Annotated in this window: 19 protein-coding genes and 2 tRNA genes; 11 read left to right on the forward strand and 10 right to left on the reverse strand. The window is 72.0% G+C overall.

The annotated features are described in order from the left end of the window. Positions 1 to 47 precede the first annotated feature (47 nt). From ACFQRF_RS00110 to ACFQRF_RS00135, 6 genes are all read right to left on the reverse strand, one after another. Positions 48 to 1,559, reverse strand: coding sequence for a serine/threonine-protein kinase (locus tag ACFQRF_RS00110; RefSeq protein ID WP_379867915.1), 1,512 nt, complete (start codon positions 1,557 to 1,559; stop codon positions 48 to 50). Then, positions 1,556 to 2,998: a peptidoglycan D,D-transpeptidase FtsI family protein gene (locus ACFQRF_RS00115; protein ID WP_379867916.1), complete on the reverse strand. Its 1,443-nt coding sequence runs from the start codon at positions 2,996 to 2,998 to the stop codon at positions 1,556 to 1,558. The genes ACFQRF_RS00110 and ACFQRF_RS00115 overlap by 4 nt, the downstream gene beginning before the upstream one ends. Further along, the gene (locus ACFQRF_RS00120; protein ID WP_379867917.1) at positions 2,995 to 4,401 is read right to left on the reverse strand and encodes an FtsW/RodA/SpoVE family cell cycle protein; all 1,407 of its coding nucleotides are present in this window, start codon (positions 4,399 to 4,401) and stop codon (positions 2,995 to 2,997) included. The genes ACFQRF_RS00115 and ACFQRF_RS00120 overlap by 4 nt, the downstream gene beginning before the upstream one ends. Next, on the reverse strand, positions 4,402 to 5,817 hold the full coding sequence (locus ACFQRF_RS00125; protein ID WP_379867918.1) for a Stp1/IreP family PP2C-type Ser/Thr phosphatase: 1,416 nt from the start codon (positions 5,815 to 5,817) through the stop codon (positions 4,402 to 4,404). Then, positions 5,814 to 6,284 carry an FHA domain-containing protein FhaB/FipA gene (locus tag ACFQRF_RS00130; protein WP_379868963.1) on the reverse strand — a complete coding sequence of 157 codons (471 nt, stop codon included), beginning with the start codon at positions 6,282 to 6,284 and terminating at the stop codon, positions 5,814 to 5,816. The genes ACFQRF_RS00125 and ACFQRF_RS00130 overlap by 4 nt, the downstream gene beginning before the upstream one ends. Positions 6,285 to 6,574: 290 nt before the next feature. After that, a complete protein-coding gene (locus tag ACFQRF_RS00135) occupies positions 6,575 to 7,336 on the reverse strand; it encodes an FhaA domain-containing protein (protein ID WP_465262325.1) in 762 nt (253 codons plus the stop codon). A gap of 230 nt (positions 7,337 to 7,566) precedes the next feature. On the opposite strand from ACFQRF_RS00135, the gene ACFQRF_RS00140 reads away from it, so the two are divergent. Then, positions 7,567 to 7,649 (forward strand) — tRNA-Leu (locus ACFQRF_RS00140). 244 nt (positions 7,650 to 7,893) lie between these two features. On the opposite strand, the gene ACFQRF_RS00145 is transcribed toward ACFQRF_RS00140, so the two are convergent. Further along, on the reverse strand, positions 7,894 to 8,475 hold the full coding sequence (locus ACFQRF_RS00145) for an SSI family serine proteinase inhibitor (protein WP_379867919.1): 582 nt from the start codon (positions 8,473 to 8,475) through the stop codon (positions 7,894 to 7,896). An 84-nt stretch (positions 8,476 to 8,559) separates the two neighbouring features. On the opposite strand from ACFQRF_RS00145, the gene ACFQRF_RS00150 reads away from it, so the two are divergent. Further along, a complete protein-coding gene (locus ACFQRF_RS00150; protein ID WP_379867920.1) occupies positions 8,560 to 8,892 on the forward strand; it encodes a rhodanese-like domain-containing protein in 333 nt (110 codons plus the stop codon). A 12-nt stretch (positions 8,893 to 8,904) separates the two neighbouring features. Here the strand turns inward: ACFQRF_RS00150 and ACFQRF_RS00155 are convergent, their stop codons facing one another. After that, complete coding sequence (locus tag ACFQRF_RS00155; protein ID WP_379867921.1) at positions 8,905 to 9,594, reverse strand: methylated-DNA--[protein]-cysteine S-methyltransferase; 690 nt, start codon at positions 9,592 to 9,594, stop codon at positions 8,905 to 8,907. A gap of 157 nt (positions 9,595 to 9,751) precedes the next feature. Between ACFQRF_RS00155 and ACFQRF_RS00160 the strand changes: the two genes are divergently transcribed. From ACFQRF_RS00160 to ACFQRF_RS00195, 8 genes are all read left to right on the forward strand, one after another. Next, positions 9,752 to 11,620: an ATP-binding protein gene (locus ACFQRF_RS00160; RefSeq protein ID WP_379867922.1), complete on the forward strand. Its 1,869-nt coding sequence runs from the start codon at positions 9,752 to 9,754 to the stop codon at positions 11,618 to 11,620. A 284-nt stretch (positions 11,621 to 11,904) separates the two neighbouring features. After that, entirely contained in the window at positions 11,905 to 12,459 is a 555-nt protein-coding gene (locus ACFQRF_RS00165) for an ATP-binding protein (protein WP_379867923.1), read from the forward strand. 107 nt (positions 12,460 to 12,566) lie between these two features. After that, positions 12,567 to 12,923: an STAS domain-containing protein gene (locus ACFQRF_RS00170; RefSeq protein ID WP_379867924.1), complete on the forward strand. Its 357-nt coding sequence runs from the start codon at positions 12,567 to 12,569 to the stop codon at positions 12,921 to 12,923. Between the two features lie 16 nt (positions 12,924 to 12,939). Further along, positions 12,940 to 13,809 carry a glycosyltransferase family 2 protein gene (locus ACFQRF_RS00175; RefSeq protein ID WP_379867925.1) on the forward strand — a complete coding sequence of 290 codons (870 nt, stop codon included), beginning with the start codon at positions 12,940 to 12,942 and terminating at the stop codon, positions 13,807 to 13,809. 16 nt (positions 13,810 to 13,825) lie between these two features. Then, positions 13,826 to 14,422, forward strand: a complete 597-nt coding sequence (locus ACFQRF_RS00180; protein WP_379867926.1) for a DUF4446 family protein — start codon at positions 13,826 to 13,828, stop codon at positions 14,420 to 14,422. A 64-nt stretch (positions 14,423 to 14,486) separates the two neighbouring features. Further along, entirely contained in the window at positions 14,487 to 15,434 is a 948-nt protein-coding gene (pheA, locus tag ACFQRF_RS00185; RefSeq protein WP_379867927.1) for a prephenate dehydratase, read from the forward strand. A 423-nt stretch (positions 15,435 to 15,857) separates the two neighbouring features. Then, entirely contained in the window at positions 15,858 to 16,283 is a 426-nt protein-coding gene (locus ACFQRF_RS00190; RefSeq protein ID WP_379867928.1) for a VOC family protein, read from the forward strand. A 90-nt stretch (positions 16,284 to 16,373) separates the two neighbouring features. Beyond that, positions 16,374 to 16,799, forward strand: coding sequence for a PPOX class F420-dependent oxidoreductase (locus ACFQRF_RS00195; RefSeq protein ID WP_379867929.1), 426 nt, complete (start codon positions 16,374 to 16,376; stop codon positions 16,797 to 16,799). Positions 16,800 to 16,817: 18 nt separating this feature from the next. Here ACFQRF_RS00195 and dnaN read toward each other — a convergent pair whose 3' ends face one another. Next, a complete protein-coding gene (gene dnaN, locus ACFQRF_RS00200) occupies positions 16,818 to 17,966 on the reverse strand; it encodes a DNA polymerase III subunit beta (protein ID WP_379867930.1) in 1,149 nt (382 codons plus the stop codon). Between the two features lie 191 nt (positions 17,967 to 18,157). Here dnaN and ACFQRF_RS00205 point away from each other — a divergent pair. After that, positions 18,158 to 18,247, forward strand: a tRNA-Ser gene (locus tag ACFQRF_RS00205). A 72-nt stretch (positions 18,248 to 18,319) separates the two neighbouring features. Here ACFQRF_RS00205 and ACFQRF_RS00210 read toward each other — a convergent pair. Continuing rightward, positions 18,320 to 20,710 carry a Tex family protein gene (locus tag ACFQRF_RS00210; RefSeq protein WP_379867931.1) on the reverse strand — a complete coding sequence of 797 codons (2,391 nt, stop codon included), beginning with the start codon at positions 20,708 to 20,710 and terminating at the stop codon, positions 18,320 to 18,322. Positions 20,711 to 20,732: the final 22 nt, after the last annotated feature.

Here is a 20,732-nt window from a genome sequence, read left to right on the forward strand (position 1 = left end):
CTCGTATCTCTGCGGTGACGGACGCGCCGCCCGTCACCTAGTGAGCGTCAGTGGTCCGTGATGCCGTTTGACTCGTCCCCCGTGTTGTTCTGGTCGGGCTGTTCGCCGCTGTCGGGCGGCTCCTCGGCTCCCGTCCCCGGATCGCTGGTCCCGCCGCCCCCGTTCGGGGGCGGTTCGACGCCGCCATCGGGGGGCGGCTCGGGGGAGACGGGCGTGGGGTCCGTGACGGGAGCCGACGTGGTCGGCTCCGGGTTGTGCACCGGCCCATCGTCGATGGGCGCCCCTGGATCCACGACCACCGGCTCCTCGGGCAGCGAGGGGTCGATCTCGTCGGGCTCGTCGTCGGCGGGAGTACGGCTCGGCGACGTGCTCGGCACGGCGCGGTCCGCAGGAGCGTCCGTGCCATCAGCCCCCTCCCACAGCTGCCCGATCACCACGATGCTCACGACGATCACCGCGACAGCGGCGAGGGCGGCGATGATCACCGGTCGGCTGGGGCGGCGGCTCGGCGCGGAGTTCCCGGCCAGCCTATCCGAGGTGGGGTGGGCGGTCGGGGACCAGGGCGCCGGCTGGGCGGTTCGCCCCGGCCGGGTGGCCGCGGAGTCGTCGTAGGAGGCGGGTGCCGTGGCGGGGCCGCCGGCGACCATCGTCGCGTCGACGTCGGCCAGGTTCATCGCCGTGGTGGCGCCGTCCTCCGGATCGAGGGAGCCGCGCAGCCGCTGGGTCAGCTGGGCGATCTCCGCGGCCGAGGAGATGCGGTCCGCCGGGTCCTTCTCCAGCAACCGTTCCACGAGCGCGCGCACCGGCGCCGGGATGTCGTCGGGCAGCGGCGGCGGGGGTTCGCGGGTGTGCGCGAGGGCGAGGGCCACCGGGGTATCGGCGGTGAAGGGCGGTTGACCGGCGAGGCACTCGTAGGCGAGGACGCCCAGCGAGTAGATGTCGGACGCCGGCGTGGCCGCCTGGCCGAACGCCTGTTCCGGCGAGATGTACTGCGCGGTGCCCATGACCATGCCGGTCTGGGTCAGCCCCACCGACTCGTTCCCGCGGGCGATGCCGAAGTCGGTCAGCTTGACCGTGCCGTCCTCGGTGACGAGCAGGTTGCCGGGCTTGATGTCGCGGTGGACGACGCCGCGCGCGTGCGCCGCGCCCAGGGCCTGGGCGGCCTGGGTCAGGATGTCCAGCGCGGCGCCGATCTCCAGGCCGTCGTTGCGTTTGAGGATCGAGGACAGCGGCTCGCCGGGGACGAGTTCCATGACCAGGTAGGCGTGGTCGTCCTGCTCGCCGTAGTCGAAGACCTGGGCGATTCCCGGGTGCGACAGGGCCGCGGTGATGCGCGCCTCGGTGCGGAACCGTTCCCGCGAGGTCGGTTCGGCGACCTGCGACGTGTGCAGCATCTTGACCGCGACGGGGCGGTTGAGGAGGGTGTCGGTCGCCCGCCACACCTCGCCCATACCGCCCGCGCCGATCCGCTCCTCCAGCTGGTAACGGCCGCTGAGCAGCATGCCGGCCCGGGTGCCGGGATTGCCTGGACCCCCGTCGGAGGCGTCGTGCTCACTCACTCGTTGATCACAGCTTCCATGATCGACCTGGCCACGGGGGCGGCGAGCTCGTTACCGCTGCCACCGCCGTGCTCCACGACGACCGCCACCGCGACCTGGGGATCGTCCGCCGGAGCGAACGAGATGAACCAGTTGTGCGTGAGGTCGGTGCCGTTCTCGGCGGTACCGGTCTTGCCGGCCACCTGGATGCCCGGGATGGCGCCGTTGGTGCCGCCGCCCTCCGCGCCCTCGGTGACCCCGATCATCATCTGGGTCAGATCCTCGGCCGTGCCGGAGCTCATCGCCTCGCTGTAGACCTCGGGGCTGGCCGAGGTGATCTCGGACAGGTCGGGGCCCTGCACCGAGTCCACCAGGTAGGGCTTCATCACGGTGCCGTCGTTGGCGACTCCCGCGGCCACCATGGCCATCTGCAGCGGGGTGGCCCGCACGTCGAACTGGCCGATGCCGGTCTGCCCGAGCTGGCTGCCGTCCAGGCCGCTGGGGTAGCTGCTCGCCGCCACCGGCACCGGGATGTCCATCTCGCCGGTGTCGAAACCGAACGCCTCGGCCTGCTCCGCCATCGACTGCTCGCCGAGTTCGATCGCCCAGTTGGCCATCGAGGTGTTGCAGGAGATCATGATGGAGTGCGCCAGCGTGTCGGGGGCCCCGCCGTTGCACGGCCCGCCGAACGCGTTCGGCATGGTGCCGCCGGCCGGCAGGTCCAGCACCTCGGGGGCGTCCTGGGTGCTCTCCGGGGTGGCGCCGTTCTCCAGCGCCGCGGCGGCGGTGACGATCTTGAAGGTCGAGCCGGGCGGGTAGGTCTGGTTGAACGCCCGGTTCAGCAGCGGCTGGTCCTCGTTCTGTTCGAGCGCGCCCCAGTTCTCCGCGGCCGTCGTGGGGTCGGTGATGCTGGAGACCGAGTTGGGGTCGAAGGAGGGGAGCGAGACCGCGGCCAGCACCGCGCCGGTGTTCGGGTCCAGGGCGACGGCCGCGCCGTTCTTGCCGGTGGCGGACAGGGCTTCCATCGCGGCCTGCTGGGCGGCGGGGTCGATGGTGAGGTTGACGGAGGCGCCCTGGCTCTCCCGGCCGGTGAGCATGTCGAGGAAGTTGCGGACCGCCAGCCGGCTGTCCGAACCGTCGAGGAAGGAGTTCTCGGTCTGCTCGATGCCGCTGGCGCCGGAGGAGCGGAAGGTGCCGATCACGTGCGAGTACAGCTCGCCGTTCTCGTACACGCGCTGGTACTGCTCGGACTCCTCGTCGAGCTCGGACAGCGCCACCTGCTCGTTGCCGATGACGATGGGCCCGCGTGGAACGGTGAGACGGTCGACGTACTGCCGGCTGTTGAACGGGTGCTCGCGCAGCGACTCGGCCTGGATCGCCTGGATCCAGGTGATGTTCAGCAGCAGCACCCCGAACAGGGCGAGGCTGAACAGTGCCAGCCGGCGGATCGGTTGGTTCATCGTGAGATCACCTGGGTCGCGCCCTCGTCCTGGATGGCCTGCGGCGCCGGCTTGCGGGCGTTGTTGCTCATGCGGACCAGCAGCGCCAGCATGATCCAGCTCGCCAGCAGGGCGGAACCGCCCTTGGCGACGAACGGGATGGTGGCACCGGTCATGGGGATGACGCGGGTGACGCCGCCGATGACCACGAAAGTCTGGAACCCGAGCAGAAACGAGATACCGGAAGCGAACATCTTGACGAACAGTTCGCGCGAGGCGAGCGCGATGCGCATGCCCCGCTGCACCAGCAGCGCCAGCGTGAGCAGGATGACCATGCAGCCGGTCAGGCCCAGCTCCTCACCGAAGGCGGTGAAGATGAAGTCGTTCTGCACCTCGGGGACGTTGCCGGGCTTGCCGCCGCCGAGGCCGGCGCCGAGGATGCCGCCCTCGCCCATCGCGAAGAGCCCCTGGACGAGCTGCTGGCTGTTCGCGCCGAGCTCGCCGTAGAAGACGTCCTCGTCGAAGGCGTTCAGCCAGGTGTCCACCCGGACCGAGAAGTGGTAGACGAGCGGGTACAGCGCCAGGCAGGCGCCGAAGAACGCGGTCAGCCCGATGATGATCCACGACGAGCGCTGGGTCGCCACGTAGATCATCGCCAGGAAGGTGCCGAACAGCAGCAGCGAGGTGCCCAGGTCGTTCATCAGGGCGACCATGACGATGATGCAGAAGCCCCAGGCGACCGCCATGGGCGCGGTGTCGCGCATCCGCGGCAGGTCGATGATCTTGACCGGGCCGACCTTGATCCGCCGGCTGGCCAGCGAGAGCACGTCGCGTTTGGTCACCATGTAGCCCGACAGGAAGATGACCAGGCTGATCTTGGCGAACTCCGACGGCTGCATGGAGCCCAGACCCGGGATCTGGATCCACTGGCGGGCACCGTTGATGGTCACGCCCAGGCCCGGGATCAGCGGGAGCAGCAGCAGGACCACGGATCCGAGCATCATGATGTAGGGGTAGCGCTGCAGGATCCGCGGTTCCTTGAGGAAGAACACGATTCCCGCGAACACCACCATGCTGATCGCGGTCCAGATCAGCTGGCTCATCGCGCTGCCCTTGTCGGTGTCGCCCGTGGCGTCCAGCAGCCGCCAGATCATCGCCAGGCCGAGGCCGTTCAGCACGGTCGCCAGCGGCAGCAGCAGCGGGTCGGACCAGGGGGCGAAGAACCGGATGAACACGTGGGCGAGCACCGCGAGGCCGCCGAAGGTAACGCCGTAGGCGAACAGGCCGGGCGGCAGTTCGCCGTTGCGGGTCAGCCCGGCCTCGGCGAACGCGAACAGCGTGACGCCGATCGCGAGCAGCAGCATGACGAGTTCGGCGTTGCGCCGCTTGACGGGGGGCAGCGCGGTGGACAGTCCGTCGCTCATTTACCGCCCTCCATTCGGCTCTATGCCGCCGGCCGGGGGGATCTCGGTGTTGCCGGAGGTGTCGCCGGTCTGCGCCTGTTCGCCGGCCGGCTCCTCGCCACCGGGCTCCTGCTCACGGCCGGCCGGCTCCGATCCGGCGGTGCCGCTCGTCGCCGCCATGCCGCACGACCGGGGGTCGGCCTGGCACGCCTGCGCCTGCTCCCGCAGGTCGGCGACGCGGGTGTCGGCCTGCTCCCGGCTCTCCACGGCGATGGTCTGCATGACCGCGCTGCGCTGGTTCTCGGGGAGCAGGTCCAGCCGGATGTCGGTCTCCTCGACCGGCTCGGCGAGCTGGTAACCGGCGATGTCGGCGTTGATGCCCTGGTAGATGGCGACGCTGGTCTCGTCGGCGTTCGGGCCGATGTAGAACTGGCTGCTGAGATAGCGCTGGCCGAAGTAGAACCCCGCTCCTGCCACGACCGCGACGATCACCAGGAAGGTGACCACCATGGGCCACCATCTCCGGGTGGCGGGCCGTGGCTCGTCGTCGTCCGGGGACACGTCCGGGACGCGGTCCATCTCGGCGGTGTCGTTGCTGTTGCGGGTCAGGCCCTGGGCCCGGCCGGCGGGGGTGTCGGGGGTCATCAGCGGCTCGCGCCGCTGGTCGGCGGCGCCCACCACGGCGGGCGCGGCCGTCGGTCCCTTGGGGTCGGTGGCGGTGTCGATGACGTCGGCCACCACGGCGGTGATGTTGTCCGGGCCACCGCCGCGGTTGGCGAGGTCGATCAGCCGCCGGGCGGCGGCGTCGACGTTGGCCTCGCCGGCGAGCGTCTCGCGGATGGTGTCGGGGCTGACCACTCCGGACAGCCCGTCCGAGCAGAGCAGGTAGCGGTCGCCCACCTGCGCCTCGCGGACCGAGACGTCGGGGTCGACCTGGCTGCGGCCGTCGAGCGCCCGGAGCAGCAGCGACCGCTGCGGGTGGGTGGCGACCTCGTCCTCGGTGATCTTGCCTTCGTCGACGAGTGTCTGGACGAGCGTGTGGTCGTGGGTGATCTGGCTGAACTCGCCCTCGCGGAGCAGGTAGGCACGGGAGTCGCCGATGTGGATCAGGGCCATTCGCGCCCCCGACCACAGCATGGCGGTCAGGGTGGTGCCCATGTTCTCCAGACGGGGCTCCTCTTTGACCCGCTGGGCCAGGCGGCCGTTGGCCTGTTCGACGGCCTGTTCCAGAGACGCCACCATCTCGTTGCCCGGGACGTCGTCGTCCAGGGGCATCAGGGTGGCGATGGCGATGGCGCTGGCGATCTCGCCGCCCGCGTGTCCGCCCATCCCGTCGGCGACCGCGAGGAGGTACGGGCCGGCGTAGGCGGAGTCTTCGTTGCCTTCGCGGAGGCATCCTACGTCGGAGTACGCCGCGTATCGGAGAGCGATTGTCATTTGCGCAGTTCCAGGACGGTCTTGCCGATGCGGATGGGCTGCCCGACGGACACCGGCTGGGGGCGGGTCAGACGCTGCTGGCCGAGGTAGGTGCCGTTCGTCGAACCGAGGTCCTCCACCACCCAGCGGCCGTTGTCAGAATAGATGCGCGCGTGGCGGCCGGAGGCGTAGTCGTCGTTGATGACCAGCGTCGCATCCTTCGCGCGGCCGATCACAATGGGGTGGGAGGAGAGGTTGAGGGTCGTGCCGGCCAGGGGACCCTTCGTCACGACGAGGGAGCGAGGTTCGTTGCGCCGGCCGCGGGGAGCGGCCTTGGGGCGCCGCGGCTCGGGAGCGCGGGCTCGTTTCGTCTTTCGCGGGGCCGAGCCGAACAGGTCGGTGCGGATCACTCCGACCGCCATGATCACGAACAGCCACAGCACCGCGAGGAACGCGAGCTTGATCAGCATGAGGGTCAGGTCGGACAACATTGAAGTGCTCTTTAGCCCCTGTCGTGCTCCGGCTGGGTCTGCGATCGTCGGCGCCGGCGGGTGGCCCGCGCCCTGATGTCACAGGGCCGCGAACCGTGCCAACCGCGTCGAAAAGCCAAGTAAACCCAATGGACCCGGTTATTGTGCCCGATCGGTCAAGTCTTCGGGAGACAGCCTCCTGGCCTGCGTGTTCGGCTGTTCGACGCTCGGGGTGGATGATGGGTTCCGGCCCGCTCGTGCGGATCGCCGCCGCGGAGCGGGCCGGGGATGGGGGGTCGGCCGGTCGGTCAGTCGCGGCGGAAGGTCATCGTGGTGCGGCCCAGGCTGATGCGGGTGCCGTCGACCAGCCGGGCCCGCTTGACCTGCTGGCCGTTGACGAAGGTTCCGTTGGTGGAGCCGAGGTCGACGAGGACGGCGTCGTCGTCCTCGACCCGGATCTCGGCGTGGTGCCGGGAGACGCCGTTGTCCACCAGACGGAGATCGCAGTCGGTCCCGCGTCCCAGCAGCGTCACCTGGGTGTTGAGTTCGAACGCCTGCTGCATGCCCTGCGAGGCGGCGCTGCCGTCCTGGACCGCGCCGCCCGGCGAGATGAGCAGCCGTGGCCGGCCACGGACGCTTTCACCGCCGCGCGGATGGTCGCTGACCGGCTGGCGGATCTCTCCGCTCTCGACGGTGGAGCCGCGGATCACGCCGGACCGGATGCGGAACCGCCCGGTCTGGAGGTCCTCGGCGGCGTCGAAGCGCACGCGCACCGGGCCGACGAAGGAGTAGCCCTGTTCGGTGGCGTACTCCCGGGCCAGTTTGGACAGCTCCTGGCCGAGGCTGTCGGAGTAGACCTCCAGCCGTTCCTTGTCCGAGCCGGCGAGTTCGACGACGAAGTCGTTGGGGACCAGGGTGCGGCCCTGGGCGACGATCGCGGCGCGTTCGTCCATCTCCCGCTGCACTGCGCTGGCCACTTCGACGGGCTGGAGCTCCGACTTGAAGGCCCGCGCGAAGGTGCCTTCGATCATCCCTTCAAGCCTGCGCTCGAAGCGTTGGAGCACTCCCACGAGGTACCTCCCTTACTCCACTCCCGATGTATGACGATCGTAACCGCGCAAACGTGCCCTCTGTTTCACAATCGCCCCCGCGTCGCTCGGCAAATTCCCTGGGGAACCGGTCGCCGTCAATGTTGCACGACCGGTGTCACGCCCGTGCTAGCCTTATGTCTGTCGCCAAGCGGAAAGCCCCGATCACCGGGACTGTCGCGGGCGGCGAACGCGCAGAGTCGCGAGTCACCGGGCGGGTGGCGGAACGGTAGACGCGCACGGTTCAGGTCCGTGTGTCCGAAAGGATGTGAGGGTTCAAATCCCTCCTCGCCCACACAGGCGCAGATTCGCCGGAGCCCAGGTCTCATGCCGTACATGAGCCTGGGCTCGTGTCATTCCCGGGCCGTCGAGCCGGCGAACCGGATGGCCTGAACCGGCCGCGGCGGGCGCACGGTGCTCCCGGGCCGGCCGGGTGAACGCGGTGTATGTCACATCGACGGTCTCGTGTGCCGTCGCGCGACGGGGACGGCCCCGGCCGTCAGGCGGCCGGGGCCGGGATGGGGGCCGGACGGCGGTGGTCAGTTCTGCGGGGTCAGCAGCGCGCCGGGCTGCTCCCAGCGGTCGACCTCGCAGCCGTCGGACCGGCGGAAGGTGCTGTCGACCTCGGTGTCGCCGACCCGGCCGGTGACGGTGGCGACTTCGGGGCCGCCGTAGACGAAGGTGCACGGCTGGGATTCCGGCACCGGCTCGAACACCTCGGTTCCGGCGTCGGAGAGATCGGCGCACGCCGCCTCGGGCTCGGGATGGTCACCGCCGGCCGGCGAGCAGGTGAGCGTCCAGGTGCCCGGAGAGAAGCCCTCCAGGACGGGCTCGCCTTCGGAGTCGAGGGAGAGTTCGATGGTGAGTTCGATCTCGGCGGGGTCGTCGTTGCTCGCGTCGTCGTGGCCGGTGCCGTCGCCGCCGGAGTCGTCCGAAGGGGCCGAGCCGTCGGACCCGGCCGAGGAGGACGCCCCGGAGTCCGGGGACGGGGAGCTGGAGGGGCTGGCAGACTCGTCCTGCGCGGCGACCTCGGTCGCACCGCCGCATCCCGCGACCAGGAAGCTCAGGGCCGCGAGCATGGCGGCGTGCGCCAGTGCCGTCGTCGGGATGTGTGTACGCATACCCTGTTGGACGCGGCCGGCCGGCGACGGGTTCCACATTCGTGTCCGTGCCGCCACGGATCGTGATGCGAGGAGTGTGTCAGGGTGTTTGGGGAGAACGTGCCGGTCGTCGCGGTGAGCGCGGTGCCCGATGACGGCTACCTGCTCGACGTCCGCGAGCCGGACGAGTGGCGGGCCGGGCACGCGCCGCACGCGGTGCACATCCCTCTGGGCGAGCTCGCCCAGCGCGCCGGAGAGGTGCCGCGGGACCGCCAGGTGTACGTGATCTGCCGGGTCGGCGGACGCTCGGCGCAGGCCGTCCAGGCGCTGAACGACGCCGGGTGGCGCACGGCGAACGTCGCCGGCGGGATGAGCGCGTGGGCGCTCGCCGGCCGGGCGATGACGAGCGAGACCGAGGCCGCGCCGGCGGTGATCTAGCGCCCGCGGCCGCTACCCGGCGGGGTCGCCCGCCGGGCGCTTGAAGTGCTCAAGGGTGAGCAGGTACCGCTTCGCGTCGGGTCCGCCGGCGTAGGGGCCCACCTCGGCCGGGTAGTCCTCCGGGACGATCCGGTGGCAGGGCAGCAGGACGCAGATCGGGTTGGTGGCCAGCGTGTTCGCCACCGCGCGCACGGCGTTGCTCCGGCCGATGCGCTCCGCCAGCCGGGCGTGCGTCAGCGTCGTTCCCCACGGCACGTCCAGCAGCGACCGCAGCACGACCCTGCCGAAGTCACTGGTTAGCCGCAGGTCGAGCGGGACGGAGAACGACGTCAGCCGGCCGTCGAAGTAGGCGTTCAGCTCACGGCGCACCGGGTCCAGGCGGCCGTCCTGACGGCCGATGTCGGCGGAGACGGCGCGGGACAGCCGCGGCAGGACGCTGTCCTCGGAGTCGAACGAGCAGCAGACCAGGCCGCGATGAGTGAGCGCGAGGGTCAGGAAGCCCACCGGCGTCTCGGCGGTGCCGATGACGACGTCGTGCTGGGCGGGGCGGACGATCGGCCGCGACCGCGGCGGCGGCGCGGCCGCCGTGGGGCCGGCCGCGGTCGCCCGCACCAGCGCGTCCAGGTCGCCGTCGACGTCCTCCTCGCGGTGCCAGCCGCTTCGGCCCTCGCGCCACGGTCTGGTCGTCCTCGTCTCGCGCATCGCCACCCCTCCCCGCCCGGCCGTGCTTCGAGAATGGCACGGAAACCGGCGTGCGCCCGGGAACCGGGCTTTCCCGGCGGGGCGCCGCCGACACGGGATCGGACCAACCTCGGTATTCGTATGCCGTAGACAGGGTGCGAAATGGCACTATGACGACGTGAGTCCCGAGCCTGCTGCCTTCAGCGCCGACGCCGTGCTGGCGTGCGCGGCCGACGCCGTCGTCGCCGTCGACGCCGAGATGCGGGTCATCGTCTGGAATCCGGCGGCGGAGCGGATGTTCGGCTGGCGGGCCGAGGAGGTCACCGGAGGCCCCGCGCCCATCGTGCCGGACGAGCTGATGGCCGAGCACCACGCGGTGCTGGAACGCGTGCGGGCCGGCGGCCCGCTGTCCATCGTCAGCCGCCGGCTGCGCCGCGACGGGGCGGTGGTCGACGTCCGGATCGATACGAGCTGCCTGACCGGACCCGACGGCCGTCCGTGCGGCTGGGTGAGCGTCGTGCACCCGCACGAGGACGCCGGGAGTGTGCGGAGCCACATGGCCGAGCGCGCCCGCCTGGTGCGGCGGCTGACCGACGTCGTCGCCGACATCAACGCCGATCTCGACCTGTCCGCGGTGCTGGACCGCATCGCGCACAGCCTGACCGAGCTGACCGGGGCGGACGCCGGTGGGTTCGTGCTCATCGAGAACGACCAGCTGCGCCTGGCCAGCCTCACCCAGCTCTCCGCCCATCTGCGCGGCTACACCGCGCCGCTGGAGTCGAGCCTGTTCGGCGAGTTGCTGCGCAGCGGCAAGACGGTGCTGCTCGCCACCGACGACACGCGTTCGCTCGGCGACCTCATCTGGGCCGACCTGGAAGGGCTGCACACGATCGCCCTGGGCGTCTCCAACGTGCAAGGCCGTCCCTACGGTGCGCTGTACGCCCTGTACAGCCGGCGCAAGGTCGGCCACCTGGAACTGGAGCTGCTCGAACTCCTGGCGGCGCACGCGGGGGTGGCCCTCGGCAACGCCATGGCCTACCAGGAGATGGTCCGGCAGCGGGCGCACGAGCACGCCGTGGTGGACGCCAGCGCCGACGGCATCGCCGTGCTCGACCCGGCCGGACGGGTCCGCAAGTGGAACCGCGCCGCGGTGGAGCTGACGGGGTGCGGCTTCGCCGACGCCGTGGGCCATCCGCCGCCGTTCCCGCTGCCCGCGCGTCCCGGCGAGCGGATCAAGTACCGGCTGGAGAGCGGGCGCTGGCTGGAAGTCCTCATGGCCGACATTCCCGAGACCGACGAGCGCGTGGTCGACTTCCGGGACATCACGCAGGCCAAGGCGCTGGAGGAGGAGAAGGACCTGTTCCTGGCCACCGCCGGGCACGAGCTGCGCACCCCCATCACGGTGGTGCAGGGCTTCGCCAACACGCTGGTGCGGCGGTGGACGGAGCTCAACGACGATTCCCGGCGGTCCGCGGTCGGGACCATCGCGGAGCGGTCCACCAAGCTGGCGCATCTGGTGGAGAACCTGCTGCTGGGCTCGCTGGCCGGAACGGGGCAGCTGCGGTCGGCGAACGTGCCCTTCGACCTGCGGCGGCTGCTGCGCGAGTCGGCGGTCGCCTTCCAGCCGGGCTCGCGCAACCACCGGCTCTGTCTGGACGTGCCGGAGGAGCTGCCGACCGTCACCGGGGACCCCGTTTCGACCGATGTCATCGTCGGCCAGTTGCTGGAGAACGCCTTCAAGTACTCGCCGGACGGCGGAGCGGTGACGCTGCGGGCCGGCGTCGAGGACACGGGGGTGGTCGTGACGGTCGAGGACGAGGGGATCGGGATCCCGCCGGAGGACCGCGAGCGGGTGTTCGACCGGTTCGTGCAGGGGGAGCGCGGGGACCGGCGGCGGTTCGGCGGCATCGGGCTCGGGTTGTACATCGTGCGCCGCCTCGCGCGCGCCCAGGGCGGGGAGGTCACCGCGCACGGGAACGAGCCGCGCGGCACCCGGATGAGATTCACCCTGCGGTCGGTTCCGGACGGCGCGCTGGGGTCGGCGTGACGTGGCAGGAGGCCGGTGCCGGATGCTGCCCCGGGGCCCGAGGATGCCGCCGGGGCGGGGGATCCGGCGGGCGTGACGGGTTTCTGGAGGGAATGAACGGGGCATTCCGGCCCTGGTGAGATTCCGAACCGAGACCGTACCGCCGGACGCGCCGCCCCTCACGGTCGGCGCCGGCCCGCTGCGCGCCGGGCGGCCGGTCCGCACCGCGGCGCGCAGCGGCACCGGACGGGCGCCATGCGCCGCTCCTGTCGGCGCCGTGCCGTCCGCACGACGGGGAACAGGAGATGGACGTGTCGAGGGCTGTCCTGCTGCCACATGTGCCGTCGAGTGTCACCGCCGCCCGGCAACGCCTGTGCGCCGACCTGCGTGCCCGCGGGGTGCGCGGCTCGGTCGTCGAGGACGCCGCGCTCATCGTCAGCGAACTGCTGAGCAACGCCCTGCGGCACGCGGCGCCGCTGCCGCCGCCGTTCCCCCCGGAGACGGTGCAGGTGTCCTGGCAGCTCGTGCTGGACGGCGGCTGGGTCGAGATCTCCGTCTGCGACGGCGGCGCCGAGACGCTGCCGCGGGTGGCGTACCCGTCGGCGGCGGCGCAGGGCGGGCGTGGGCTGGGGATCGTGCAGCGGCTCGCCGCCAAGTGGGGAACGGAGGTCGACGACACCACCACCACGGTGTGGGCCGTGGTGGAGCTGCCGTCCGGGCCGCCGCCGGAGGCCCACGGCGGCGCGGAGCCGGGCGCGGCCCGGCGGCCGGGTGGTGGAGTGCGCGACGGAGCGTCCGGTGGCCGGCCGAACGGGAGGCATCCCGGAGGGTGCGCGTGGCCGGAACGGTCCAGAGCCTGAGGGCGTTTCCCCGGATCAGCGGCTTCTAATCCCCTGCGGCCAAGTCGTGTCGCGAAACACCGCGGACGAGGTGGCTCCGGTCCCCCACGACCGCTACAGTCTCGACTGTGGAGTTGAAGATCTCAAGTCAGTCTCAGGCGGATCACGCGGTGGTTGCCGTTCGTGGTGAGATTGATCTTTACACGGCACCGCATCTGCACAGCGAACTCGTCGCCACCGTGGACGGCGGAGCCGGCCGCCTCCTCGTGGACATGTCACGGGTGGACTTCTGCGATTCCACCGGTATGAACGTGCTGCTCTCCGGCATGAAACGCGCACGCGAGAAGGGCGGCGACCTGGAGCTGGTGGCTCCCCGCCCCTCGGTCATGAAGATCCTGCAGATCACCGGGCTCGACGCGGTCTTCAAGATCCACGCGTCGACCGACGTCCTTCCCGTCGCGGCGGGCACCAGCGCCGACAAGTAGACCGGCAGGTCCCGAGATGAACGCTGCCCCCGAGGCCCGGCCCAACGTGGCCGCCGTCATTCCGGCCAAGGACGAGGCCGACCGCGTCGCGGCCACGGTGCGCGCCGCCCTGAAGCTGCCGGGCGTGGACCTGGTGGTCGTGGTGGACGACGGCTCGGCCGACGCCACCGCGCGGGTCGCGGCCGACGCGGGCGCTCGCGTGCTGCGGCACAGCCGCAACCGCGGCAAGGGTGCGGCCATGGAGACCGGCGCCGAGGGGATCCGGCTCATCGAGGCGCACGAGAGCGGCGCCGGGACCCCCGCGGAGCCGCGCCACCTGCTCTTCCTGGACGCCGACCTCGCCGACACCGCCTCCGGTGCCGCCCCACTGGTGGCACCGGTGCGCGATGGGGAGGCCGACATGACCATCGCGATCTTCCCCGCCACCCGCATGCGGCTCGGCGGACACGGTTTCGTGGTGCGGCTGGCCCGGGAAGGCATCCGGCGGGCCACCGGCTGGGAGGCCGAGCAGCCGCTGAACGGGCAGCGGTGCCTCACCCGCGCGGCGTTCGAGGCGGCCCGGCCGCTCGCGCCCGGATTCGGCGTGGAGACGGGCCTGACCATCGACCTGCTGCACCGCGGCTTCCGGGTCCGGGAGGTCGAGGTGCCGCTGGAGCACCGTGCCACCGGGACGGACCTGCGCGCCCAACTGCACCGTGCCCGGCAGTTCGCCGACGTCGGGCGGGCGCTGGCGTCCCGCGAGTTGCGGCCCGCCGCGATCCGCGGGATGCGCCGGGCCGAGACGGGCGTGCGCGACACCGCACGGTCGGTTTCGCGCGCTGTGGCGCGGTTGCGGCAGAATCGGGGCACGAAACACGTTCGGTATCCGGACGCGGACCGTCCGTAGCCACTAGTCTCGCAGTGTGCTACCTACGATCCTGGCCGGTGCCGCCGTACTGCTGGGCATGGTCGGACTGCTCCTCGGCGTCATCGCACTGATCCGATCCCGCCGGGCCGTCGATGACTGCCGTGCCGAACTCCGCCGCCTGCTGCCCGACGCCAACGGCGTCGACGTGCGGGCCATCCGCGACGTCGCGGCCGTGCGCTACGACGCGCTGGAGGAGATGTCCGGGGCGCGCTCCTTCTCCCTGGCCATGCTGAACGCGGCCGGCGACGGTGTCGTGCTGACGTCCATCAACGGGCGGACGGAGTCCCGCACCTACGCGAAGATCGTTGAGCGGGGGAACGCGGCCGAGGCGCTCTCGCCGGAGGAGTACCGGGCCATCCGGGCCGCCCGGCTCGGGCAGGGGCCGGGGTACGCCACGCCGGGTGGCGACGGCGCGGTGGGCGCCGCGCCGCTGTCGCCGGCCCGGGCGCTGGTGCCCGAGCAGAGCGCGCCAGAGGGAGACGTTCCGCCGCAGGGCGGGGCGGAGCACGACGGACGGGACCCGGAGCCGGCGCGTGCGGGCGAGGCGGCGGGCGACGGCGCTCCGGAGCCGGGCCGCGCGGCCGACGCCTGACGATCTCCGTTCGGACCGCCCGGAAAGGCGCCGTTCAGCGGCATCAGCGGTATAGCCTGCTGCTATGCCGAACCGCTACGCCTATCTGGGGCCTGAGGGCACCTTCACCGAGGCCGCGCTCCGGGAGCTGCGGCCGGACGCTCCCGCGGAGGCGCGGGTGCCGTGTAGCGGGGTGGAGGCCGTGTTCGCGGCCGTGCGCGGCGGGTCGGTCGACGGCGGTGTGGTCCCGCTGGAGAACTCGGTGGAGGGCGGCGTGCCCGCGACCACCGCCGAGCTGATCGCGGGCGAACCACTGCTCATCTCCGCCGAGGTCAACGTTCCGGTGGAGTTCACGCTGTTCGCCCGGGACGGTGTCGCCCTCGGCGACATCAAGCGGCTGGCCACGCATCCGGTGGCGCTGGGACAGTGCCGCGGCTGGCTGGCCGGCCACCTGCCGGACGTCGAGACCACCACGGTCTCCTCGACCGCGGCGGCGGCCCAGGCGGTGGCCGACCCGGGATCCTCCTTCGACGCCGCGATCGCCGCGCGGATCGCCGGAGAGCGCTACGGGCTGCACCCGGTGGCCCACAACGTGGGCGATCGCTCCGAGGCCGCGACCCGGTTCATCTTCCTGAGCCGTCCGGGCCCGCTGCCCGCGCCGACCGGGGCCGACCGGACGTCGCTGGTCGCGTTCATCACCGACGACCACCCGGGGGCCCTGCAGGAGCTGCTGAACCAGTTCGCGGTGCGCGGGGTCAACCTCACCCGGCTGGAGTCGCGGCCGACCGGCGCCGGTCTCGGGCGGTACTGCTTCTGTATCGACGCCGACGGGCACGTCGCCGAGGCCCGGGTGGGCGAGGCGCTGATGGGACTGCGGCGGATCTGCGCGGACGTCCGGTTCCTCGGCAGCTACCCGCGCGCCGCCGGTGGAGCCGTGCACGTGCCGTTCCCGCCCACCTGGAGCACCACCAACGCCGACTTCGATGAGGCCGAGCGCTGGCTGGCCCGTGTCAGGTCCGGCCAGCCGGGGTAGCCGGAGTCTGGCGTAGCGGCGTTTGCGCGGCCCGGGCCGTCGGCGGTGGCATGTCCGTTACCCGGATCGTGCAACTGGATCGCCGTTCGGCGGGCGGCTCGCGGCCGTGCTGGTGCCCGTGGCTGTGCACAGTTGCGGTCGCAGGCTGTGGATAACCCTGTGGATATCCGGGGATAACAAGCAGCGGTCAGAAATGCCTGTGGATAAACATGAAGTTCTGGCCGGATCCGGCCAGTCGGTGGCGGTTGTGGGGTCAGGGTATGCGCCGGACCGAATTCACGGTCCCATCTCGGCCGCGCGGGACCAAGGCGACACGCGTGACCGGCCGAGACGTCCCGCTTCGGGCCGCCAGGCGGCCGACGGCGCCCGGGCCGGCCGGTGCCGCGGGCCGGCAAGCCAGGAGCAGCCACGAGGAGCAGCGACATGAGATGTTCTGAGGTTTCCCCGTACCTGTACGTGCGTGACGCGGCCGCCGCGCTCGACTTCTACCGGATCGCCTTCGACGCGGTCGAGGACACGCGGACCACCGAGGACGATGGCCGGATCGGACACGCCCGGTTCACCCTGGGCGACACGGTCTGCTTCGTCGCCGACGAGAAGCCGGAGATCGGCGCCCGGGCGCCGTCCGGCGACGGCGGGACGTCGGTGGCGCTCGTCCTGCGGGTCGCCGACGCCGACGCCACCGTCGCCCGGGCGGTCGCCGCCGGGGCCACGATCGAACGGGGAGTGACCGAGCAGCCGGGCGGGGAGCGCCGGGGCTGGGTCGTGGATCCGTTCGGGCATCGCTGGGCGATCGACAGCCACGTCGTGGAGGTCACCGAGGAAGAGTTGCGTGAGCGCACCCGGTGACGGCCGCGCAACCTTTCGCCACGGAAAGTGACTCAGGTCACCGAAAACGGGGAAGGACCCAGGAAGGCTCACCCGACACGGAGGACGAGGATGTCCGCGGCTACGATCCTCAGTTCGTTCAAGCACCACAAGATCGCCCTGCTGACGACCTACCTCAGCGACGGCGTCAGCGCCGTCAACACCCCTGTGCGCATCGCCGTGGACGGCGACCGTGTGCTCTTCCGTAGCTGGGAGGACTCCGACGACGCCGCCCGCATCCGGCACCACCCGGTGGTGGATCTGCGGCCGTGCACCGTCCGCGGCGCGCCCACCGGCAAACCGGTCCGCGCGGCCGCCCGGCTGCTCGACGGCGCGGAGGCGCGGCACGCCGCCCGGGTGCTCGGCATGCGGCAACCGGTGATGCAGCGCTGGGCGGTGCCGATCTCGCACCGGCTGCTGCGGTACCGCACCCTGCACTACGAGCTGCGCCCGTTGATCGAGGAAGAGGTCGAGAGCGCGGAGGGCTGGCCGGACTGAGCCGGGACCCCGGGTGCGTCAGCCGACGCGCAGCGGCATGACCAGGTAGCGGAAGTCCGGCCGGCCGCCCTCCTCGGAGGGGACACCGGAGATGACCACCGGCTTGGTGGGTGCGGTGAAGTTCAGCAACGCGGTCTCGCTCTCGACTCCGCCCAGGCCGTCCAGCAGATAACCCGGGCTGAAGGCGACGCGGATGTCGTCGCCCTCGTACTCGGCCTCCAGCGCCTCCAGCGCCTGGGCGTCGTCACCGGAGCCGGCCTCCAGCACGACCTCGCCCCGGGTGAACGACAGCCGCAACGGAGTGGTGCGGTCGGCGACCAGCGCCACCCGCTTGACCGCCTCCGTCAGCGGAGCCGTGCGGACCTCGGCGCGGGCCGCGAAGTCGGTGGGGAACCGTGAGTCGTACTTGATGAACTCGCTGTCGATCAGGCGGGTGGTGGTGCGGCGGCCGCCCGTCTCGAAACCGATCATGCCCTCACCGCGCGCCGGGCTCTCGGCGCTCACCGTGGACAGCGCGACGTCGACGTTGGACCCCGGCACCAGCGAGCGCGCGGTCTCGATCAACGTGCGCGCCGGGACCAGGGCGGAGGTGGTCAGGCCGGGATGCGCCGAACGCCACCACAGCTCGCGGACCGCGATGCGGTAGCGGTCGGTGGCGGCCAGGGTGAGCGAATCGCCGGAGAAGGCGAGGTTGACGCCGGTGAGCATCGGCAGCGTGTCGTCGCGGCTGGCGGCCGGCGCCACCTGGCGGACCGCGGTGCCGAAGGCGTCGCCGCCGACCGACCCGGTGACCCGTGGCATGCCGGGAAGTTGGGGGTAGTCCTCCAGGGGGAGCGTCAGCAGGGTGAACCGGGCGGCACCGCAGGTGACGAGTACCCGTGAGCCGTCGGAGGTGACCTCGACCGGGTGCGGCGGAAGATTGCGGGCGATCTCGGCGAGGAGCCGGCCGGAGACGAGCACACCGCCGGGCTCCTCGACGTCGACGTCGACGGCGGCCCGCGCGGAGACCTCGTAGTCGAAGCTGGACAGCCGCAGCCGTCCGGTGGCGGGGTCGGGAATGTCCAGGCGCATTCCGGCGAGGACGGGCACGGCAGGGCGCGCGGGGAGCGCACGCGCGGTCCAGGCCACCGCCTCGGCGAACGCGTCGCGGTCAACACGGAACTTCACGCCAGCCTCCAGTGGTCGGATCCGGTCTCCCGGATACCGACACCGTACCCAGCCGTACCGACGTTTCCGGGGTTTTCCACAGGCGCCGGATTCGGCACGCCACGCCGCCCGTCCGGACGGCCCGCGTCCGGACGGACACGGGGGCGGGCGGGGTCGGCTACGATCGCACTCGGGATCGGCGAGATCCCCGGGGAGGGTTCGCATAGCGGCCGAGTGCGGCGCTCTTGAAAAGCGCTAGGTCGGTAGCCCCGGCCTCGTGGGTTCAAATCCCACACCCTCCGCCTGCACGCGGGGCTCGCTCCCGGCAGCCCTGCCGGGAGCGAGCCCCGCTGTCATGACGGCGCCGAGGCCTCTCAGCGGCCCTTCCGCCCCGAGCCGCCCCGCGAACCGTCCAGGCCACGGTCCAGCCCCGCGCGGCGCAGAGCGTCGGCCATCGCCCCGCCCGGGCTCTCGGCGGGCCGGCCGCGGCCCTGGCGCCCCCCACCGCCGCGCTGCGCTCCGCCGCGGTCGCGCCGGCCGCCGCCGGAGCGCTGCGGTGCCTCGCCCCCCTCGGGCGGCAGTTCGTCGTCGAGCCGCAGCGTCAGCGAGATGCGCTTGCGCGGGATGTCGACGTCGAGCACCTTCACGCGCACGATGTCGCCCGGCTTCACCACGTCACGGGGGTCCTTGACGAAGTTCTTCGACATCGCCGAGACGTGCACCAGGCCGTCCTGGTGCACGCCGACGTCGACGAACGCGCCGAACGCGGCCACGTTGGTGACGACGCCCTCCAGCACCATTCCGCGCACCAGGTCGCCGATCTTGTCCACGCCGTCCTTGAACGCCGCGGTCCGGAACGCCGGGCGGGGGTCACGGCCGGGCTTCTCCAGCTCCCGCAGGATGTCGGTGACCGTCGGCAGGCCGAACGTGTCATCGACGAACTCCGCCGGCCGCAGCGCGCGCAGCGTCGTGGTGTCGCCGATGAGCCGCCGGATGTCGCCGCCGGTGGCCGCCAGGATGCGGCGGACCACCGGGTAGGCCTCAGGGTGCACGCTGGAGGTGTCCAGCGGGTCGTCGCCCCCGGGAACGCGCAGGAAGCCGGCGCACTGCTCGAACGCCTTCGGGCCGAGCCGGGGCACCTCCTTCAACGCGGAACGGGAACGGAACGGGCCGTGGGCGTCGCGGTGCAGCACGATGTTGTGCGCCAGCCCCGCGCTGATGCCGGAGACCCTGGTCAGCAGCGGCGCCGAGGCGGTGTTGACGTCCACGCCGACACCGTTCACGCAGTCCTCCACCACCGCGTCGAGGGAGCGCGACAGCTTCGTCTCGGCGAGGTCGTGCTGGTACTGGCCGACCCCGATCGACTTGGGGTCGATCTTCACCAGCTCGGCCAGCGGGTCCTGCAGCCGTCGCGCGATCGATACCGCGCCGCGCAGCGACACGTCCAGCTCGGGCAGCTCCTGGGCGGCGTAGGCGGAGGCCGAGTAGACGGAGGCGCCGGCCTCGGACACCACGATCTTGGTGAGGCCGAGGTCGGGGTGGAGCCGGATCAGGTCACCGGCGAGCCGGTCCGTCTCCCGGGAGGCGGTGCCGTTGCCGATCGCCACGAGTTCCACCCGGTGCGCGCGGGCCAGCCGGGCGAGGGTCTCGATCGACTCGTCCCAGCGGCGGCGCGGTTCGTGCGGGTAGATGGTCTCGGTCGCCACCACCTTGCCGGTGGCGTCGACCACCGCGACCTTCACGCCGGTGCGGAAGCCCGGGTCGAGCCCCATGGTCGGGCGGGCGCCCGCCGGGGCGGCGAGCAGCAGGTCGCGCAGGTTGGCGGCGAACACCTCGACCGCAGCGTCCTCGGCGGCCTGCCACAGCCGCATGCGGAGGTCGCCGTCGAGGCGGACCAGGATGCGGGTGCGCCACGCCCAGCGGACGGTGTCCAGCAGCCAGCGGTCGCCGGGGCGGCCGGAGTCGGAGATGGCGAAGCGTTCCGCGATCCGCCGCTCATAGTCGGTGGGGCCCACCCGCGGCGATCCGGACGCGGACTCCTCCTCCGGTTCCAGCGTGAGGTCGAGCACCTCGTCCTTCTGGCCGCGGAACATCGCCAGCACGCGGTGCGAGGGGAGGTCGGTGAAGGGCTCCGCGAAGTCGAAGTAGTCGGCGAACTTGGCGCCGGCCTCCTCCTGCCCCTCGCGCACCCGCGAGACCAGCCGGCCACGCCGCCACATCAGCTCCCGGAGTTCGCCGATGAGGTCGGCGTCCTCGGCGAACCGTTCGACGAGGATGGCGCGCGCGCCGTCCAGGGCGGCCGCGGCGTCGGCCACGCCCTTCTCGGGGTCGGCGAACGGGGCCGCCTCCGCCCGCGGGTCCAGGGTGGGGTCGGCGATCAGGCGGTCGGCCAGCGGTTCCAGCCCCGCCTCGCGGGCGACCTGCGCCTTGGTCCGGCGCTTGGGCTTGTACGGGAGGTAGATGTCCTCCAGGCGAGCCTTGGAGTCGGCTGCCAGGATCCGCGCCTCAAGGGCGTCGTCGAGTTTGCCCTGGGCGCGGATCGAGTCCAGCACCGCCGTGCGCCGTTCCTCCAGCTCCCGTAGGTAGCGCAGCCGCTCCTCAAGCTGACGGAGCTGGGTGTCGTCGAGCGCGCCGGTCGCCTCCTTGCGGTAGCGGGCGACGAAGGGCACCGTGGCCCCGCCGTCGAGCAGCTCGACGGCCGCCGCCACCTGGTGCTCCCGGACGCCGAGCTCCTCGGCGATCCGCTGACTGATGATCATCGTCACGTTGCTGTCACATTCCTGGTAC

Source organism: Marinactinospora rubrisoli (assembly GCF_042664915.1).
Lineage (GTDB): Bacteria > Actinomycetota > Actinomycetes > Streptosporangiales > Streptosporangiaceae > Marinitenerispora > Marinitenerispora rubrisoli.

Bases quoted from the DNA above. Each gene is read 5' to 3' on its own strand.
- ACFQRF_RS00115 (WP_379867916.1), bottom strand. From the start codon at position 2,998: ATGAACCAACCGATCCGCCGGCTGGCACTGTTCAGCCTCGCCCTGTTC.
- ACFQRF_RS00190 (WP_379867928.1), top strand. From the start codon at position 15,858: ATGAGATGTTCTGAGGTTTCCCCGTACCTGTACGTGCGTGACGCGGCC.
- ACFQRF_RS00155 (WP_379867921.1), bottom strand. From the start codon at position 9,594: ATGCGCGAGACGAGGACGACCAGACCGTGGCGCGAGGGCCGAAGCGGC.
- pheA (WP_379867927.1), top strand. From the start codon at position 14,487: ATGCCGAACCGCTACGCCTATCTGGGGCCTGAGGGCACCTTCACCGAG.
- ACFQRF_RS00165 (WP_379867923.1), top strand. From the start codon at position 11,905: ATGGACGTGTCGAGGGCTGTCCTGCTGCCACATGTGCCGTCGAGTGTC.
- ACFQRF_RS00120 (WP_379867917.1), bottom strand. From the start codon at position 4,401: ATGAGCGACGGACTGTCCACCGCGCTGCCCCCCGTCAAGCGGCGCAAC.
- ACFQRF_RS00125 (WP_379867918.1), bottom strand. From the start codon at position 5,817: ATGACAATCGCTCTCCGATACGCGGCGTACTCCGACGTAGGATGCCTC.
- ACFQRF_RS00195 (WP_379867929.1), top strand. From the start codon at position 16,374: ATGTCCGCGGCTACGATCCTCAGTTCGTTCAAGCACCACAAGATCGCC.
- ACFQRF_RS00175 (WP_379867925.1), top strand. From the start codon at position 12,940: ATGAACGCTGCCCCCGAGGCCCGGCCCAACGTGGCCGCCGTCATTCCG.
- ACFQRF_RS00145 (WP_379867919.1), bottom strand. From the start codon at position 8,475: ATGCGTACACACATCCCGACGACGGCACTGGCGCACGCCGCCATGCTC.